The organism is Pseudomonas sp., from assembly GCF_033723075.1.
GTDB lineage: Bacteria > Pseudomonadota > Gammaproteobacteria > Pseudomonadales > Pseudomonadaceae > Aquipseudomonas.
Genome location: NZ_JAWVXU010000039.1, coordinates 1 through 17,201 on the forward strand (window position 1 = coordinate 1; position 17,201 = coordinate 17,201).

The 17,201-nt window shown below is 64.9% G+C and carries 15 protein-coding genes and 1 pseudogene; 10 read left to right on the forward strand and 6 right to left on the reverse strand.

The features are described 5' to 3' along the window. Positions 1-148 (forward strand): annotated as a pseudogene (locus R3355_RS23580) (formyltetrahydrofolate deformylase); the annotation flags it as partial. A gap of 240 nt (positions 149-388) precedes the next feature. Then, positions 389-1,588: a formaldehyde dehydrogenase, glutathione-independent gene (fdhA, locus tag R3355_RS23585; protein WP_318951086.1), complete on the forward strand. Its 1,200-nt coding sequence runs from the start codon at positions 389-391 to the stop codon at positions 1,586-1,588. Between the two features lie 73 nt (positions 1,589-1,661). Here the strand turns inward: fdhA and R3355_RS23590 are convergent, their stop codons facing one another. The 4 genes from R3355_RS23590 to choX form a co-directional block, all read right to left on the reverse strand. Continuing rightward, complete coding sequence (locus R3355_RS23590; RefSeq protein WP_318963557.1) at positions 1,662-2,147, reverse strand: thioesterase family protein; 486 nt, start codon at positions 2,145-2,147, stop codon at positions 1,662-1,664. A 159-nt stretch (positions 2,148-2,306) separates the two neighbouring features. Next, positions 2,307-3,272, reverse strand: a complete 966-nt coding sequence (locus R3355_RS23595) for an L-carnitine dehydrogenase (RefSeq protein ID WP_318951088.1) — start codon at positions 3,270-3,272, stop codon at positions 2,307-2,309. 187 nt (positions 3,273-3,459) lie between these two features. Then, complete coding sequence (locus R3355_RS23600; protein ID WP_318963558.1) at positions 3,460-4,344, reverse strand: 3-keto-5-aminohexanoate cleavage protein; 885 nt, start codon at positions 4,342-4,344, stop codon at positions 3,460-3,462. 211 nt (positions 4,345-4,555) lie between these two features. Next, positions 4,556-5,494 (reverse strand): choline ABC transporter substrate-binding protein, encoded by a 939-nt coding sequence (gene choX / locus R3355_RS23605; protein WP_318963560.1) that lies wholly within the window; start codon positions 5,492-5,494, stop codon positions 4,556-4,558. Positions 5,495-5,877: 383 nt separating this feature from the next. Between choX and R3355_RS23610 the strand changes: the two genes are divergently transcribed. The 8 genes from R3355_RS23610 to R3355_RS23645 all read left to right on the forward strand — a co-directional run bounded on the left by R3355_RS23610 (position 5,878) and on the right by R3355_RS23645 (position 15,375). After that, positions 5,878-6,831 (forward strand): GlxA family transcriptional regulator, encoded by a 954-nt coding sequence (locus R3355_RS23610; RefSeq protein ID WP_318963561.1) that lies wholly within the window; start codon positions 5,878-5,880, stop codon positions 6,829-6,831. A 244-nt stretch (positions 6,832-7,075) separates the two neighbouring features. Continuing rightward, entirely contained in the window at positions 7,076-8,053 is a 978-nt protein-coding gene (locus tag R3355_RS23615; RefSeq protein ID WP_318963562.1) for a dipeptidase, read from the forward strand. Between the two features lie 212 nt (positions 8,054-8,265). Further along, a complete protein-coding gene (locus tag R3355_RS23620) occupies positions 8,266-8,796 on the forward strand; it encodes a DUF5943 domain-containing protein (RefSeq protein WP_318963564.1) in 531 nt (176 codons plus the stop codon). Between the two features lie 15 nt (positions 8,797-8,811). Then, positions 8,812-10,872 carry a dimethylglycine demethylation protein DgcA gene (gene dgcA / locus R3355_RS23625; protein WP_318963565.1) on the forward strand — a complete coding sequence of 687 codons (2,061 nt, stop codon included), beginning with the start codon at positions 8,812-8,814 and terminating at the stop codon, positions 10,870-10,872. A 155-nt stretch (positions 10,873-11,027) separates the two neighbouring features. Then, entirely contained in the window at positions 11,028-12,989 is a 1,962-nt protein-coding gene (gene dgcB / locus R3355_RS23630) for a dimethylglycine demethylation protein DgcB (RefSeq protein ID WP_318963566.1), read from the forward strand. Then, the gene (locus R3355_RS23635) at positions 12,989-14,212 is read left to right on the forward strand and encodes an electron transfer flavoprotein subunit alpha/FixB family protein (RefSeq protein WP_318963567.1); all 1,224 of its coding nucleotides are present in this window, start codon (positions 12,989-12,991) and stop codon (positions 14,210-14,212) included. The genes dgcB and R3355_RS23635 overlap by 1 nt, the downstream gene beginning before the upstream one ends. Then, complete coding sequence (locus tag R3355_RS23640) at positions 14,202-14,981, forward strand: electron transfer flavoprotein subunit beta (protein ID WP_318963568.1); 780 nt, start codon at positions 14,202-14,204, stop codon at positions 14,979-14,981. The genes R3355_RS23635 and R3355_RS23640 overlap by 11 nt, the downstream gene beginning before the upstream one ends. Positions 14,982-15,129: 148 nt before the next feature. Further along, positions 15,130-15,375, forward strand: coding sequence for a hypothetical protein (locus tag R3355_RS23645; protein WP_172153159.1), 246 nt, complete (start codon positions 15,130-15,132; stop codon positions 15,373-15,375). Positions 15,376-15,481: 106 nt separating this feature from the next. On the opposite strand, the gene R3355_RS23650 is transcribed toward R3355_RS23645, so the two are convergent. Together R3355_RS23650 and R3355_RS23655 are read right to left on the reverse strand one after the other, a co-directional pair. After that, entirely contained in the window at positions 15,482-16,588 is a 1,107-nt protein-coding gene (locus R3355_RS23650) for a GlxA family transcriptional regulator (RefSeq protein WP_318963569.1), read from the reverse strand. Between the two features lie 473 nt (positions 16,589-17,061). Next, positions 17,062-17,201: L-serine ammonia-lyase, iron-sulfur-dependent, subunit alpha (locus R3355_RS23655; protein ID WP_318963570.1), on the reverse strand; the 140-nt coding region annotated here is incomplete at its 5' end.

Genomic DNA, 17,201 nt, shown 5'->3' on the forward strand with positions numbered 1-17,201 from the left:
GGAGTCGGTGGACCACGCCCACTACCCCGAAGACCTGGTCGCCAAGGGCCGCGACATCGAGTGCCAGACCCTGGCCAAGGCGATCGCCTACCACCTCGAACGGCGGGTGTTCCTCAACGCCAACCGCACCGTGGTGCTGCATGCCTAAAAGACTGAACGCCACGTAACCGCCCGGGTCGAGTGCAGCGACACCCGGGAAAGGCTGCCCCTGGGTATCAGCTACAGGCATCTGACAGCAGCGCCGCTCAGCAATACAGAGATTCACGGGTGACCCCGCCGACTGCCAAACCCTCGGCTCCGCCCGGCAACAGACACATAAAGCTCCACTGCAAGGCCGCGTGGCCGCCGGTCGCGCCTTTGTATCCACAACAACAAAGGAGAACATCCAATGTCAGGTAATCGTGGCGTCGTCTATCTCGGCGCAGGCAAGGTCGAAGTCCAGAAGATCGACTATCCGAAAATGCAGGACCCGCGCGGCAGGAAGATCGAACACGCGGTGATCCTGCGTGTGGTTTCCACCAACATCTGCGGCTCCGACCAGCACATGGTGCGTGGCCGTACCACCGCGCAAACCGGCCTGGTACTGGGCCATGAAATCACCGGCGAAGTGATCGAGAAGGGTCGCGACGTCGAGAACCTGCAGATCGGCGACCTGGTCTCGGTCCCGTTCAACGTCGCCTGCGGCCGCTGCCGCAGCTGCAAGGAACAACACACCGGGGTCTGCCTGTCGGTCAACCCGGCGCGTCCCGGCGGTGCCTACGGCTACGTCGACATGGGCGACTGGACCGGTGGCCAGGCGGAATACGCCATGGTGCCCTACGCCGACTTCAACCTGCTCAAGCTGCCGGACCGCGACAAGGCGATGGAGAAGATCCGCGACCTGACCTGCCTGTCCGACATCCTGCCGACCGGTTACCACGGCGCAGTCACCGCCGGAGTGGGCCCGGGTAGCACGGTGTATATCGCCGGTGCCGGTCCGGTCGGCCTGGCCGCTGCCGCCTCCGCACGCCTGCTCGGCGCGGCGGTGGTGATCGTCGGCGACGTCAACCCGGTGCGCCTGGCACATGCCAAGGCAGTCGGCTTCGAGATCGCCGACCTGTCCCTGGACACCCCGCTGCACGAACAGATCGCCGCCCTGCTCGGCGAGCCGGAAGTCGATTGCGCGATCGATGCGGTGGGCTTCGAGGCCCGCGGTCACGGTCATGACGGCGTGAAGCACGAAGCCCCGGCCACCGTGCTCAACTCGTTGATGGGCGTGGTGCGGGTCGCCGGCAAGATCGGCATCCCCGGCCTCTACGTCACCGAAGACCCGGGCGCGGTGGATGCCGCGGCGAAGATCGGTGCCCTGAGCATCCGCTTCGGCCTCGGCTGGGCCAAGTCGCACAGCTTCCACACCGGCCAGACCCCGGTGATGAAGTACAACCGTCAGCTGATGCAGGCGATCATGTGGGATCGGATCAACATCGCCGAGATCGTCGGGGTTCAGGTGATTTCCCTGGACGACGCACCCAAGGGCTATGGCGAGTTCGATGCCGGGGTACCGAAGAAATTCGTCATCGACCCGCACAAACTGTTCAGCGCGGCCTGAAACCAACGCCTAACCTGGACCGCCCCCGCGTGTGGGCGGCACCAGTCTTTCGGGAGCCTTGTGGCTCCCTTTTTTATGCGCGCGTTTTAACTATCGTGGCAGGCAAGCCGATAACCCGGCCGACATGCACGGGCCGCGGCAGGTCACAGTGCGCCTCGCCCAGCGCCAGTACCCGCGCCAGCACCTGCTCGTCGAACGGCGCCGAGCGCGCGGTCCGGCTGTCGATGTTCATCAGCATCTGCTCACTGGCGGCCAGCAACTGGTCGTCGTTCGGGTAATGGAGGCCGTGGTGGATATGCAGGCGCTTGCGGTCATGCGCCAGCAACTGGGTGCGCACCTCGACCTCGGCACCGAGCTTGACCTCGGCCAGGTAGTTGAGGTGGCATTCCAGGGTGTACAGGGTGTGCCCCGTGCGCGCCCGCCCGGCCTCGTCGAGGCCGAGTTGATCCATCAGCGCGTCGGTGGCATAGCTGAAGATCAGCAGGTAGAAGGCATCGCGCAGGTGGCCGTTGTAGTCGACCCACTCGGGCTGGATGGCGGTGCGGTAAGGGATGAGCATGGCGGTCGTCCTCAGCGTTGCATGAAACCCGTAGGGCGGACTCAGGAGCGTAGCGAACAGTCCGCCAGCGAACGGCGTACTGCTGCGCGAGCGGGCTGTCGTAGGAGCCGGGGAACCAGGTGTTCCCCCCGCTCCTACAGGCTCTGCGCCGCGCCTGGGTTATTCGGCGAAGGCGAAACCATGCTGCGCCTTGGTCTGTTTGATCGCCCCGAGCACGGCCAGCAGGCAGTCGTCGCGGTAGCGTTCCAGTTCGGCGATGCTGCGCTCACCCTGCTGGGCGCTGGTGCCTTCGACCACCTGGTCGATCAGCGATTCAGTCAGCTCCGGCGCCTTCAGGTAGGTCCAGGGTAGTTGCAGGGCCGGGCCGAACTGGGCCATGAAGTGGCGCATGCCGGCATCGCCGCCGGCCAGGGTGTAGGTCAGGAAGCTGCCCATGAACGACCAGCGCAGGCCGGCGCCGAAACGGATCGCGTCGTCGATCTCGCCGGTGGTCGCCACGCCGTCGTTGACCAGGTGCAGCGCCTCGCGCCACAAGGCCTCGAGCAGGCGGTCGGCGATAAAACCCGGCACTTCCTTGCGCACATGCAGCGGGCGCATGCCCAGCGACTCGTAGACCTGGATCGCCGCCTGCACCGCCTCCGGCGCGGTCTTGGCGCCGCCGACCACTTCCACCAGCGGCAGCAGATAGACCGGGTTGAACGGGTGGCCGACCACGCAGCGCTCGGGGTGCACGGCGTCGGCATAGAACTCGCTGGGCAGTAGGCCCGAGGTGCTCGAGCCGATCAGCACATCGGGACGCGCCGCGGCACTGATTTTGGCGTGCAGCTCACACTTGAGCTCGAGGCGTTCCGGGGCGCTTTCCTGGATGAAGTCGGCGTTCTCCACGCATTCCTCGATGCTGGCGACGAAGCGCAGCCGCTCGGGTGCGGCGCCAGGCGCCAGGCCTTGTTTCTCCAGCGCCGGCCAGGCATTGGCGATACGTTGGCGCAGCGCCGCCTCGGCGCCGGGCGCCGGGTCCCAGGCGATCACGTCGAGGCCGTGGGCCAGAGCGCGGGCAATCCAGCCGGCGCCGATCACGCCGGTGCCGAGGGCGGCGAAGGTTTTGATGTCGGTGACAAAGGGCATGGTGGCTCCTGTTCAAAAAATTAAGGTGGCGACTATTCGTAGGAGCGGGCCATGCCCGCGAAACGCATCGCGGGCATGGCCCGCTCCTACAGGTGCCTATAAGCCGACAGACGCAATTGCCCCCAGTTTGCTGCGCGACATCGCGGCGTCTGGACGACGGGGGATCTCCTACGTCCGGTAGTGCAGCTCAGCGGCGCTTGAGCTTCATCTTTTCGCGGCCCTCGGCAGGGGTCAGGGCGCGGCCGCCGAGGCGCTGGATGATCTCGACCGCACGCTCGACCAGTTGCGCGTTAGTGGCATACACACCGCGGTCCAGCCAGATGTTGTCTTCCAGGCCGACCCGCACATGGCCACCGAGCAACATGGCCTGGGCGACCATCGGCATCTGCATGCGGCCGATGCCGAAGCCGGCCCAGGTGGCGCCCGCCGGCAGGTTGTCGGCCATGGCCTTCATGCTGGTGGTGTCGGCCGGCGCGCCCCAGGGGATGCCCAGGCAGATCTGGAACAGCGGGTCGTCGAGCAGGCCTTCCTTGAGCATCTGCTTGGCGAACCACAGGTGCCCGGTATCGAAGATCTCCAGCTCGGCCTTCACCCCAAGCTCGGTGATGCGCTTGGCGCCGGCACGCAGTTGCGCCGGCGTGGAGACGTAGATGTAATCGCCGTCGCCGAAATTCAGGGTGCCGCAATCCAGGGTGCAGATTTCCGGCAGCAGCGCCTCGATATGCTTGAGTCGCTCCAACGGGCCGACCAGGTCGGTGCCGGCGCCGAACTCCAGCGGTTGCTCGCCGCGACCTATCTCCAGGTCGCCGCCCATGCCGGCGGTGAGGTTGATGATCACATCGGTGTCGCTCTCGCGGATGCGCTCGACCAGTTCGCGGTACAGCGCCACGTCGCGGCTCGGCTTGCCGGTGTTGGGGTCGCGCACGTGACAGTGGGCGACGGTGGCGCCGGCCTTGGCCGCTTCGATGGCGGCGGCGGCGATCTGCTTGGGGGTGACCGGAATGGCCGGGTGCTTGCCGACGGTATCGCCGGCACCGGTCACCGCACAGGTGACGATGACTTCGTAGTTCATGGGTACAACATCCTTCTTCAAGGCGAGCGGAAGCCATGCGCGGCGAACCGCGCAGGCGCTTTAACAGGTCGTTGAAAAATGTAGCGAGCGACGGTTAGGCAAGGCGAAATCAGCCGAGGACGCAGAGTGTACGAGTTGTACATGAGCAGTCCGAGGCTGACTTCAACGCCGCATAGCCGAGCGCAGTAGTTTTGCAACGGCCTGTTTGGGTTTACTTGAGCGTGGCGATAGCCGCGTCGGCGCTGGAGCTGCCGTCGAAGCTGGTGACCCCGGCCAGCCAGTCCTTGACCACCGCGGGATTGGCCTTGATCCAGGCACGAGCGACCTTATCCGGCGCCTCGCGCGCCATGATCGGCTGCATCAGCTCGGCTTCCTGGGCGCTGGTGAAGCGCAGGCCGCTGAGCAGCCGATCGGCGTTCGGGCAGCGCTGGGCATAATCCGGCGCAGTGACGGTGGAGACGGTAGCGGCACCGTCATTCGGACCGAACAGATCCTCGCTGCCGCTCAGGTAAGTGATCGGCATCTGGATATTCATCGGGTGCGGCTTCCAGCCGAAGAACACCACCGGTTTGTTGTTCTTCACCGCGCGAGTGACCGCGGTGAGCATGGCCGCCTCGCTGGACTCGATCAGCTTGAAGTCGCCAAGACCGAACTGATTGCTGTCGATCATTTTCTTGATCGCGGTATTGGCCCCGGAGCCGGCTTCGATGCCATAGATCTTGCCGTCCAGCTGCTCCTTGAAGCGGGCGATGTCGGCGAAGGTTTTCAACCCCGCTTCGGCGCTGTAGGTCGGCACCGCGAGCACTGCGATGGCGTCATTCAGTGAGGGCTCGGGCGCCACCCGCACCGCCTTCTTGGCCAGGAAAGGCTTGATGTTGTCGTCCATGATCGGCTTCCAGTAGCCGAGGAAGACGTCGATCTGCTGCTTCTGGATACCGGCGAAGATGATCTGTTGCGAGGCCTGGGTCTGGGTGGTCGAATACCCCAGGCCTTCGAGCAGCTCGGCGGCGACCGCGGTGGTGGCGACCACGTCGGTCCAGCCGACCACGCCGATACGGACCTTCTGGCAACTGGCGTCTTCGGCGGCCAGCAGTGGGGAACTGACCAGCGTGAGTAAACAGCCAGCGGCGAGTGCGTTGAGACGTTTCATGGATGCTCCCAGCCTTACGGTTGATTTGATTATTGTGATGGAGCCTGGCGGCTCCCTCCGTACTCAGAGGTTGTGAAACTATCGAGCGCTGTGCGCCCGATGTGGCCAGATTACGCAGCGCGGTTGGGCAAAAAACGAACTAAAGCGACTAGCTGTTGAACAGAAGCGACCAATTTGCTTGCACTGGCGCGCGGCCTGTCATGTAGTACGGCGATGCCCAACCCAACGGTGCAGCGCCGTAGATCCTATGTTCACGTGCAAGGTTTTCGGCATCGTAGGGTGGATGACGCTTTACCCATCCACCAAACGACGATGGTGGATGAAAAAGGCGTCATCCACCCTACACGGCTCTCGTAGCCCCCAGTACCGGCGGAACACCAGCCATGCCCCAGACCCTGTGCTTTCTCCTGCTGCCCGGCTTCTCCATGATGGGCCTGATGGCGGCCATCGAACCGTTGCGCGTGGCCAATCGCTTTCGCGGCGAGCTGTACCGCTGGCGCCTGCTCAGCCTGGATGGCGCCGCGGTGGCGGCGAGCAACGGCATGTCGCTGAACGTCGACGCCGCGCTGGAGTTGCCGGCCGCCGGCGCCAGCCTGTTCGTGGTCGCCGGCTTCGAGCCGCTGGCCAGTTTCGACGCGCGCCTGGCGCACTGGCTGCATCGCGCCGAGCGCGAAGGCGTGCTGCTCGGCGGCATCGACACCGGCAGCTTCATCCTCGCCGAAGCCGGCCTGTTCGGCCAGCAGCGCCTGACCCTGCACTGGGAAGCGATCGAGGCCTTTCAGGAACGCTATCCACGCCTGGCGGTGACCCAGGAACTGTTCGAGATCGACGGCAAGCGCATCACCAGCGCCGGCGGCACCGCCAGCCTCGACCTGATGCTCACCCTGATCGGCCGCGATCATGGCGAGGAGCTGGCGTTGGCGGTGTCCGAGCAGTTCGTCCTCGGGCGCATCCGCTCGCGCCAGGACCACCAGCGCATGCAGATCACCAGCCGCTATGACGTGCACAACAAGAAGCTGGTGCAGGTGATCGGCGAGATGCAGCGCCACTGCGAGCAGCCGCTCGGCTCCCGGCAGCTGGCCGAGCTGATCAGCGTCACCCCGCGCCAGCTGGAACGCCTGTTCCGTCAGCACCTGCACGAGACCCCGTCGAACTTCTACCTCGCCCTGCGCCTGGACAAGGCGCGCCAGCTGTTGCGCCAGACCGACATGAGCGTGCTCGAGGTCGGCCTGGCCTGCGGCTTCGAGTCCGCCTCGTATTTCTCCCGCAGCTACCGCAGCCGCTTCGCCAGCAGCCCCAGCCAGGATCGCCACGAACAGCCGGCCGTCACGGCCTAGCCTCGCAGGGTGCGCGGGGCCGCCTAGGCCATACGCACCAAGGTGCTGTACGCGTGTCTTGGTGCGCACGGCGCCCCCTACGTCTGGCCATCGCAGCCGACGGCTTATCCGTTCGCGACCTGGCATTGACGCTTTCGGCAATACCCCGGTCGCTTTTGCACCGGGTCGCTGCGCCCCCCAGGGATATGCTCCCCACAAAGCGCCAACACCGGGATTGGCGACAGCAGACCAAGGGGACAGCCTGATGAGCCCAGCAGAAGTACACGCCGACAGCATCGTCATCGACGGCCTGATCATTGCCAAGTGGAACCGCGAACTGTTCGAAGACATGCGCAAGGGCGGCCTGACCGCGGCCAACTGCACCGTGTCGGTATGGGAAGGGTTCCAGGCCACGGTCAACAACATCGCCGCCAGCCAGAAACTGATCCGCGACAACAGCGACCTGGTGATGCCCGTGCGCACCACCGCCGACATCCGCAAGGCCAAGGAGCTGGGCAAGACCGGCATCCTCTTCGGCTTCCAGAACGCCCACGCCTTCGAGGATCAGATCGGCTACGTCGAGGTGTTCAAGCAGCTCGGCGTCGGCATCGTGCAGATGTGCTACAACACCCAGAACCTGGTCGGCACCGGCTGCTACGAGCGCGACGGCGGCCTGTCCGGTTTCGGTCGCGAGATCGTCGCCGAGATGAACCGGGTCGGCATCATGTGCGACCTGTCCCATGTCGGCAGCAAGACCAGCGAGGAAGTCATCCTCGAGTCGCAGAAGCCGGTGTGCTACTCGCACTGCCTGCCGTCCGGCCTGAAGGAGCACCCGCGCAACAAGTCCGACGAGGAACTGAAGTTCATCGCCGACAACGGCGGCTTCGTCGGCGTGACCATGTTCGCCCCCTTCCTGGCCAAGGGCATCGACTCGACCATCGACGACTACGCCGAGGCCATCGAGTACGTGATGAACCTGGTCGGTGAAGACGCCATCGGCATCGGCACCGACTTCACCCAGGGCCACGGCCAGGACTTCTTCGAATACCTGACCCACGACAAGGGCTACGCCCGCCGCTTGACCAGCTTCGGCAAGATCGTCAACCCGCTGGGCATCCGCACCGTCGGCGAATTCCCCAACCTGACCGAGACCCTGCTCAAGCGCGGCATGCCCGAGCGCGTGGTGCGCAAGGTGATGGGCGAGAACTGGGTAAGGGTCCTGAAGGACGTCTGGGGCGAATGATGAATACCTGCGGAGCCTACTGCGCACACCGATAGCCGCGTCGCGTCCTCGCGACAAGCTCGCCGTACATGCGTACTGCTCTCGCTTGTCACTGCGGGTCTCCTTGCTCTCGGCGCGCTCGCTACGGCTCCACAGGCATTCATTACAACTTCTTTATCTGGCCGGGCGCTGCCCGGCCGAACGCAAAACACGAATTCTGGAGTACTGAACACATGGCCACACACGCCCCCGAAATGCCCATCCTGGTCGACGACGAAACCGGCGTCTGGACCACCGACGCCCTGCCGATGCTCTACGTACCGCGGCATTTCTTCGTCAACAACCACATCGGCATCGAGGAAGTGCTGGGCGCCGACGCCTATGCCGAGATCCTCTACAAGGCCGGCTACAAGTCCGCCTGGCACTGGTGCGAGAAAGAAGCCGAGTGCCACGGCCTGGTCGGCGTCGAGGTGTTCGAGCATTACATGAAGCGCCTGTCGCAACGCGGCTGGGGCCTGTTCAAGACCCTGTCGATCGACCTCGACAAGGGCACCTGCGAGGTGCGCCTGGATCACTCCGCCTTCGTCTACGTCTACGGCAAGTGCGGACGCGCGGTGGACTACATGTTCACCGGCTGGTTCGCCGGTGCCATGGACCAGATTCTGGCCGCCCAGGGCAGCCCCATCCGCACGGTGGCCGAACAGGTCTACGGTGCTTCGCAAGAAGGCCACGACCACGGCCTGTTCATCGTCAAGCCGTTGTAAGCGGAGCGTATCGCCATGGCCTTTGAAGCAATGTTCCAGCCGATCCAGATCGGCAAACTGACCATCCGTAACCGTATCGTGTCCACCGCGCACGCCGAGGTCATGGCCACCGACGGCGGCATGACCACCGAGCGTTACGTCAAGTACTACGAAGAGAAGGCCAAGGGCGGCGTCGGCCTGGCCATCTGCGGCGGCTCCTCGGTGGTCTCCATCGACAGCCCGCATGGCTGGTGGAGCTCGGTGAACCTGTCCACTGACCGGATCATCCCGCACTTCCAGAACCTGGCCGACGCCATGCACAAGCATGGCGCCAAGATCATGATCCAGATTACCCACATGGGGCGTCGCTCGCGCTGGGATGGTTTCGACTGGCCGACCCTGATGTCGCCGTCCGGCATCCGCGAACCGGTACACCGCGCCACCTGCAAGACCATCGAGCCGGAAGAGATGTGGCGCGTCATCGGTGACTTCGCCAAGGCGGCGGCCCGGGCCAAAGCCGGCGGCCTCGACGGCGTCGAGCTGTCGGCCGTGCACCAGCACATGATCGACCAGTTCTGGTCGCCACGGGTCAACAAGCGTACCGACGAATGGGGCGGCACCTTCGAGGGCCGGATGAAATTCGGCCTGGAAGTGCTCAAGGCCGTGCGCAAGGAAGTCGGTGACGACTTCTGCGTGGGCCTGCGTATCTCCGGCGACGAGTTCCACCCGGACGGTTTGTCCCACGAGGACATGAAGCAGATCGCCAAGTACTACGACGACACCGGCTTGCTCGACTTCATCGGCGTGGTCGGTTCTGGCGCCGATACCCACAACACCCTGGCCAACGTCATCCCGAACATGAGCTACCCGCCTGAGCCGTTCCTGCATCTGGCGGCCGGCATCAAGGAAGTGGTCAAGGTCCCGGTGCTGCACGCGCAGAACATCAAGGACCCGAACCAGGCCACCCGTATTCTCGAGGGCGGCTACGTCGACATGGTCGGCATGACCCGCGCGTTCATCGCCGACCCGCACCTGATCGCCAAGGTCAAGATGGGCCAGGTCGACCAGATCAAGCAGTGCGTCGGCGCCAACTACTGCATCGACCGTCAGTACCAGGGCCTGGACGTGCTGTGCATCCAGAACGCCGCGACCTCGCGTGAGTACATGGGGTTGCCGCACATCATCGAGAAGACCACCGGCATCAAGCGCAAGGTGGTGGTGGTCGGCGGTGGTCCAGCCGGCATGGAAGCGGCGCGCGTAGCGGCCGAACGTGGCCACGACGTGACGCTTTTTGAAAAGAAAGACGCCCTCGGCGGGCAGATCACCACGGCCTCCAAAGCGCCACAACGTGACCAGATCGCCGGCATCACCCGCTGGTACCAGCTGGAACTGGCGCGGCTGAAAATCGACCTGCGCCTGGGCACCGGTGCTGACCACGCGAGCATCATGGACCTGCGTCCGGATGTAGTAGTGCTGGCCAACGGCGGTCATCCGTTCCTCGAGCAGAACGAGCACTGGGGCGCGGCCGAAGGCCTGGTGGTAAGCAGCTGGGACGTCCTCGACGGCAAGGTCGCGCCGGGCAAGAACGTGCTGGTGTACGACACCATCTGTGAATTCACCGGCATGTCGGTCGCCGACTTCATTGCCGACAAGGGCAGTCAGGTCGAGATCGTCACCGACGACATCAAGCCGGGTGTAGGCATGGGCGGCACCTCGTTCCCGACTGCCTACCGCAGCATGTACCCGAAGGGCGTGATCATGACCAGCGACATGATGCTGGAAAAGGTCTACCGCGAGGGCGACAAGCTGGTGGCGTTGCTGGAGAACGAATACACCGGCGCCCAGGAAGAACGGGTGGTCGACCAGGTGGTGGTGGAGAACGGCGTACGGCCGGACGAAACCCTGTACTACGCACTGAAGGAAGGTTCGCGCAACAAGGGCCAGATCGACGTCGAAGCGCTGTTCGCGATCAAGCCGCAACCTTGCCTGTCCGAGACCGGCGATGGCTATCTGCTGTTCCGCATCGGCGACTGCGTGGCCCAGCGCAACACCCATGCGGCGATCTATGACGCCCTGCGTCTGTGCAAGGACTTCTAAAGCAGCAGCTGGACCCTGGGGTGGCTTAACCGCGCAGCGGTGCCACCCCGGGTTCAGCAGACCGGTCAAGGTAGCGCCTGACGCATCGATGGTGGGTTACGCCTACGGCTAACCCACCCTACATGGTTATACGGTCCCTCCAAGGAGACCAGATGATGTTGAACACCCTACTCCCCATTCTGCTGTTCGCTGCGCTCGGCCTCGCCGTGCTCGGTGCCGGCAAGCGCTTCCTCATGTGGCGCCGCGGGCGGCCGGCCAAGGTCGATTGGCTCGGTGGCCTGCTGGCCATGCCGCGCCGCTACCTGGTGGATCTGCACCATGTGGTCGAACGCGACAAGTACATGTCCAAGACCCACGTGGCCACCGCCGGGGGCTTCGTCCTGGCGGCCGCGCTGGCGATCCTGGTACACGGCTTCGGCCTACACAGCCGGATCCTCGGCTACGCCCTGCTGGGCGCCTGCGTGCTGATGTTCGTCGGTGCGCTGTTCGTCGCCAAGCGCCGCCTCGACCCGCCCGCGCGGCTGTCGAAAGGCCCGTGGATGCGCCTGCCAAAAAGCCTGCTGATGTTCGCCGTGAGCTTCTTTATCGCCACCCTGCCGGTGGCCGGGATTCTCCCGGAAGGCTTCGGTGGCTGGATTCTCGCCGTGATCCTCGCCGTCGGCGTGGCCTGGGGCGTTTCCGAGCTGTTCTTCGGCATGACCTGGGGCGGGCCGATGAAGCACGCCTTCGCCGGCGCCCTGCACCTGGCCTGGCACCGCCGCAGCGAACGCTTCGGCGGCGGTCGCTCGACCGGCCTGAAAGCCCTGAACCTGGACGATCGCAACGCGCCGCTCGGGGTGGAGAAACCCCGCGACTTCACCTGGAACCAGTTGCTCGGCTTCGACGCCTGCGTGCAGTGCGGCAAGTGCGAGGCGGTGTGCCCGGCCTTCGCCGCCGGCCAGCCGCTGAACCCGAAGAAGCTGATTCAGGACATGGTGGTCGGCCTGGCGGGCGGCACCGATGCCAAGTTCGCCGGTTCGCCCTACCCTGGCCAAGCCATTGGCGAACACAGCGGTGGCCCGCACCTGCCCATCGTCAACCTCAACGGCAAGGCGCTGGTCGATGCAGAAACCCTGTGGTCGTGCACCACCTGCCGCGCCTGCGTCGAGGAATGCCCAATGATGATCGAGCACGTCGACGCCATCGTCGACATGCGCCGTCACCTGACCCTGGAAAAAGGCGCCACGCCGAACAAGGGCGCCGAAGTGCTGGATAACCTGATCGCCACCGACAACCCGGGCGGCTTCGCTCCCGGCGGCCGCTTGAACTGGGCGGCGGACCTCAACCTGCCACTGATGAGCGAGAAGAAGTCGGTAGACGTGTTGTTCTGGGTAGGCGACGGCGCCTTCGACATGCGCAACCAGCGCACCCTGCGCGCCTTCGTCAAGGTGCTGAAAGCGGCCAACGTCGACTTCGCCGTACTCGGCCTGGAAGAGCGCGACAGCGGCGACGTGGCCCGGCGCCTGGGCGACGAGGCGACCTTCCAGACCCTGGCCAAACGCAATATCGCCAGCATGAGCCAGTACCAGTTCAACAAGATCGTCAGCTGCGACCCGCACAGCTTCCACGTACTCAAGAACGAGTACGGCGAACTGGGCGGCCACTATCAGGTGCTGCACCACAGCACCTATATGGACCAGCTGATCAGCGCCCAGAAACTCAATCTCGGGCAACACAAGGGCGGCAGCGTCACCTATCACGACCCCTGCTACCTGGGCCGTTACAACGGTGAATATGAAGCCCCGCGCGCGGTGCTCAAGGCCATTGGCATCGAGGTCAAGGAGATGGAGCGTTCCGGCTTCCGCTCGCGCTGCTGCGGCGGTGGCGGCGGTGCACCGATTACCGACATTCCCGGCAAGCAGCGGATTCCCGACATGCGCATGGTCGATATCCAGGAGACCGGCGCCGAGCTGGTCGCCGTGGGCTGCCCACAGTGCACCGCGATGCTCGAAGGAGTGGTCGAACCACGGCCACAGATCAAGGACATCGCCGAACTGGTGGCAGACGTGTTGCTCGAGGCGCCCGTCCCGGCAAACAAGCCCGTCCTGGCCAAGCCTGAAGCCCTGGAGGTGCACTGATGAGCGACATCATCCGCCGCGACCCGCGGGCCGAATGGATCGCCCGCAACCGCCTGCATCCGCTGCACGCGGCCATGCAGACGGCCCAAACCAGTTGGATGGGGCCTAACGGCATCGTCCGCAAGAACCCCCACGTGGTCGGCTTCATCGGCCCCAACGGGCTCAAACGCATCGACCGCAGCGGCGCCCAGCAGGGCGGCAGCGGCAAGCGCACAACCGCCAGCGCAGTGGTGCAACTGCCGCTGCATGTGATCGAGCAGCCGGCGTTTTATATCGCCGTGGTGCCGGACATGATCGGCGGCCGCCTGAGCAGCCACGACAAGGACCTGCTCGGCCTGGCCAACAAGCTGGCCGGCAACGATGGCGCCGTGGTTGCGGTGGTGTTCGGCGAGCACAAGGAAAACGCCTTCGACACGGCCGGCGTCGATCGCCTGCTGCACATCGAGGGCGAACTGTTCGATGGCTACGCCCCCGAGCAGCGGGTGCTGGCCCTCAGTGCCGTGGAAAGCCAGTTGGCTCCGCGCCACTGGCTGCTGCCGGACAGCCGCACCGGCGGCGGCGAACTCGGCCGCCGGCTGTCCGCCAAACTCGGTGAGCGGCCAGCCACGCGGGTCTGGCAGGTCGCCGAGGGCCAGTGCATCGGCCGCGCCGGGGCCGGCCGCGAAGATCTGGTGCGCAGCGCGCCGCGGTTGATCCTGGCCGCCGTCGAGTGCGCCGAGCCGGTCAGCGACAGCCGCCATGAAGTGCGTCCGCTCGAACTCCAGGGCAAGATCGCGCGCAACCTGCCACGCATCGAAGACCTCGGCGCCGTGGCAGTCGACCCGGCCCTGATCCCCATGGCCGAAGCCGAGTTCATCCTCTCCGGCGGCAATGGGGTCAAGGACTGGACGCAGTTCCACCAGGCCGCCGCTGCCCTCGGCGCCACCGAAGGCGCCTCACGGGTGGCGGTGGACGACGGTTTCATGCCGCGCAACCGCCAGGTCGGTGCCACCGGCACCTGGGTCACCGCGCGGGTCTACATGGCCGTGGGCATCTCCGGCGCTATCCAGCACCTGCAGGGCATCGGCGCCTGCGACAAGGTGATCGCGATCAACCTGGACCCGGGCTGCGACATGATCAAACGGGCCGACCTCTCGGTAATCGGCGATTCGGCGGCGATCCTCGCCGCGCTGATCGAGCGGGTTACCGCCTATCGTCAAGGAGGCGCACGCGATGCTGCCTGACAACCTGAACATCATCACCCTGGTTTCCATCGGTGCTCACCCGACCTCCGGCCGCCCGCGCCGCGCCGAACAGGACGCGCGCGCAGTCGAGCTGGGTCTGCGCCTGGCCGGCGACCAGCTGCAGCTGCTGCACGCCGGTGACCCGGCGGACGACGCCCTGCGCGCCTACCTGGGCATGGGCCTGAGCGAGCTGACCGTACTGGAACAACCCAGCAACGGCGATGCTCTGCCGTTGCTGAGCAACTACCTGAAGGATTCCGGCGCCCAACTGGTGCTCACCGGTAGCCAGGCAGAAACCGGCGAAGGCTCGGGCATGCTGCCGTTCCTCCTGGCCGAACAACTGGGCTGGCCCCTGGTGGTCGGCCTGGCCGAAGTGGAGAAGATCGAGAACGGCATGGCCCAGGTACTACAAGCCCTGCCCCGTGGCCAACGCCGCCGGCTGAAGGTGCGTCTGCCGTTTATTGCCTGCGTCGACAACGCCGCACCGGCCGCCCGTCAGAGCGCCTTCGGCCCGGCCCGGCGCGGCCAGCTGCAGGCTTGCGAACAGACCATCGTCGACGACAGCCTGCTTGTCGAAGCCCGCTTTCAACCCGCCCGGCCGCGACCGAAACGGCTCAAGGTGATCAAGGCCAAGACCGGTGCCGAACGGATGAAAGCAGCCACCGCCAAGGCCGCCGGGGGTGGTGGCCAGGTGCTCAAGGATGTCTCGCCGCAAGCTGGCGCCGAGGCCATTTTCAAGCTGTTGGTCGAGGAAGGCGTGCTGCGTTAAGCCATTGCCGCCACTACCAGGAATACTCAGAGGTCGTGAAAATATCGGTCGCAGTAGGCGGGAGTTTTTTCACAACCATCTCAGGGTGGGTTGAGCCGTGCAGCGCTACCCATGCCCAACCGACGCAGCGCCAACCGAGGATTGAACCATGATGCATGCCGACCTGATCGACCAAGAGGATTTCCGCGAGCGCCTGGTCGCCCTGGGCTTTCCCATCCCGCCAGGCGCCAGCGCCGAGCAGGCCTGCGAACAGGCTGTGAGTGGCCTGAGCCCGGAGCGGGCGCTGGTCTTGCGCCGGCTGATCGAGGACCTGCTGGGCGGCAGCGCCACCCTGCTGCCGGCCGTGCGCGAGGCCATCTCGCGCACCCTGTTGCCAGCGCTGGTGCCGCGCTAAAGAGAGGTCATGCAGAAAAAAAAAGGGGCGCATCGAGCGCCCCTTCTGCTTTCCAGTACCGGGCAAATTGTCGGCCCAGCCCAGGTCGTTCTGCAAGCGACGCGTCCTACAGCAGCCGCACGCTGGCGAAGGTCGACTCGCCCTGGGCGCGGGTCAGGGCCGCCATGGCGCTGGACGAAGATGGCCGCATCAGGTCTTCCGGCAGCGGCACCAGCGCCACCACGCCGCCCGAGCTTTGCCCGGAACGCTCGTCGCGCGGCGGGATGCCGAAGTATTCGCGGTAGCACTTGGAGAAGTGCGGGGTGGAGACGAAACCGCACACCGAGGCCACTTCGATGATCGACATCGAGGTCTGTTTGAGCAGTTGGCGCGCGCGGATCAGCCGCAGTTTCAGGTAGTAGCGCGACGGCGAACAGTGCAGGTACTTCTGGAACAGCCGCTCCAGTTGACGGCGCGAGACGTCGACATACAGGGCAAGCTGGTCGAGGTCGATCGGCTCCTCCAGGTTGGCCTCCATCAGCGCGACTATTTCCTGCAGTTTCGGCTGGTTGGTGCCGAGCATGTGCTTGAGCGGCACGCGCTGGTGATCCTGCTCATTGCGGATGCGCTCGTAGATAAACATCTCGGAGATTCCGGCCGCCAGCTCGCGGCCATGCTCACGGCCGATCAGGTGCAACATCATGTCCATCGGCGCAGTGCCGCCGGACGAAGTATTGCGGTTGCGGTCGATGGAAAACAGCCGGGTGGTCACGGCCGCACGCGGGAAGGCTTCCTGCATGGCGGCGAGGAATTCCCAATGCACGCTGCAGTCGTGGCCATCGAGCAGGCCGGCCTTGGCCAGGGCCCAGCTGCCGGTGCACACCGCACCCATTTGCCGACCTTGGCGCGCCTGCACCTGCAACCAGTGCAGGTGCTCGCGGGTGACGCTGTGCTGGATATCCACGCCGCCGCAGACGATCACCGCATCCAGTGCCGGTGCATTGCTCAGGCCGGCGTCCGGGGTGATCTGCAGGCCGTCGCTGGCGCACACCGGCAGGCCACTCTGGCTCAGGGTATGCCAACGGTACAGCTCCTTGCCGGAGAGTTGGTTGGCCATGCGCAGGGGCTCGACTGCCGAAGCCAGGGAAATCAGGGTGAAGTTGTCCAACAGCAGAAAACCGATGGACCGGGGAACAGGGTTCTGGGGCTGCGCCCCTGGAGCGAACTGCGACATAAAGCAAACCCTCACGCTAGGCTCTTCAAACTGAGCCCCGTTGCATGACGCGGCTCTTTCTTGTGGTTCTGGACAACGACAGCCCCAGATCAGCTTTGTTTATCACGCAAAACTTATGCCTGAATTGATTGGCCGTTCAATTAAAAACAACAACCCCGCAACAGGGCGTTGTCAGGAGCGACAACCGTATTCTGGATGCGACACTCGCAGGGCCTTTTGCGAAATTCTGAGAATTTCGGTAGCAGCCACACGGCAACTGAATTGTCACCCGCCACACTTTGCTATCGGGAGAGTAACAAACAGCTGATCAAAAAACGACCAGCAAGAGGACCAAGGCTCGGCCTGTATCGCACATGCCCGAAAACGGGCAGTGTCTGCCCCGAATTGGCGACTCAGCGGCAGTGTGCATACCGAGCGCCGGCACGCGACTGCCTGGAGGCGGTCGCGGTAGGCGAGAGTTTTTGCGCCAGCACTCAACACTCGATGGCGCTGACCGCCAGGCCGCCGCGTGAGGTTTCCTTGTACTTGTCGTGCATGTCGGCACCGGTGTCACGCATGGTGCGGATCACCCTATCGAGCGAGATGAAGTGCTGGCCGTCGCCGCGCAGGGCCA

Bases quoted from the DNA above. Each gene is read 5' to 3' on its own strand.
- R3355_RS23595 (WP_318951088.1), bottom strand. From the start codon at position 3,272: ATGCCCTTTGTCACCGACATCAAAACCTTCGCCGCCCTCGGCACCGGC.
- R3355_RS23635 (WP_318963567.1), top strand. From the start codon at position 12,989: ATGAGCGACATCATCCGCCGCGACCCGCGGGCCGAATGGATCGCCCGC.
- R3355_RS23590 (WP_318963557.1), bottom strand. From the start codon at position 2,147: ATGCTCATCCCTTACCGCACCGCCATCCAGCCCGAGTGGGTCGACTAC.
- R3355_RS23615 (WP_318963562.1), top strand. From the start codon at position 7,076: ATGAGCCCAGCAGAAGTACACGCCGACAGCATCGTCATCGACGGCCTG.
- dgcA (WP_318963565.1), top strand. From the start codon at position 8,812: ATGGCCTTTGAAGCAATGTTCCAGCCGATCCAGATCGGCAAACTGACC.
- R3355_RS23640 (WP_318963568.1), top strand. From the start codon at position 14,202: ATGCTGCCTGACAACCTGAACATCATCACCCTGGTTTCCATCGGTGCT.
- choX (WP_318963560.1), bottom strand. From the start codon at position 5,494: ATGAAACGTCTCAACGCACTCGCCGCTGGCTGTTTACTCACGCTGGTC.
- fdhA (WP_318951086.1), top strand. From the start codon at position 389: ATGTCAGGTAATCGTGGCGTCGTCTATCTCGGCGCAGGCAAGGTCGAA.
- R3355_RS23600 (WP_318963558.1), bottom strand. From the start codon at position 4,344: ATGAACTACGAAGTCATCGTCACCTGTGCGGTGACCGGTGCCGGCGAT.
- R3355_RS23645 (WP_172153159.1), top strand. From the start codon at position 15,130: ATGATGCATGCCGACCTGATCGACCAAGAGGATTTCCGCGAGCGCCTG.
- R3355_RS23620 (WP_318963564.1), top strand. From the start codon at position 8,266: ATGGCCACACACGCCCCCGAAATGCCCATCCTGGTCGACGACGAAACC.
- R3355_RS23610 (WP_318963561.1), top strand. From the start codon at position 5,878: ATGCCCCAGACCCTGTGCTTTCTCCTGCTGCCCGGCTTCTCCATGATG.
- dgcB (WP_318963566.1), top strand. From the start codon at position 11,028: ATGTTGAACACCCTACTCCCCATTCTGCTGTTCGCTGCGCTCGGCCTC.
- R3355_RS23650 (WP_318963569.1), bottom strand. From the start codon at position 16,588: ATGTCGCAGTTCGCTCCAGGGGCGCAGCCCCAGAACCCTGTTCCCCGG.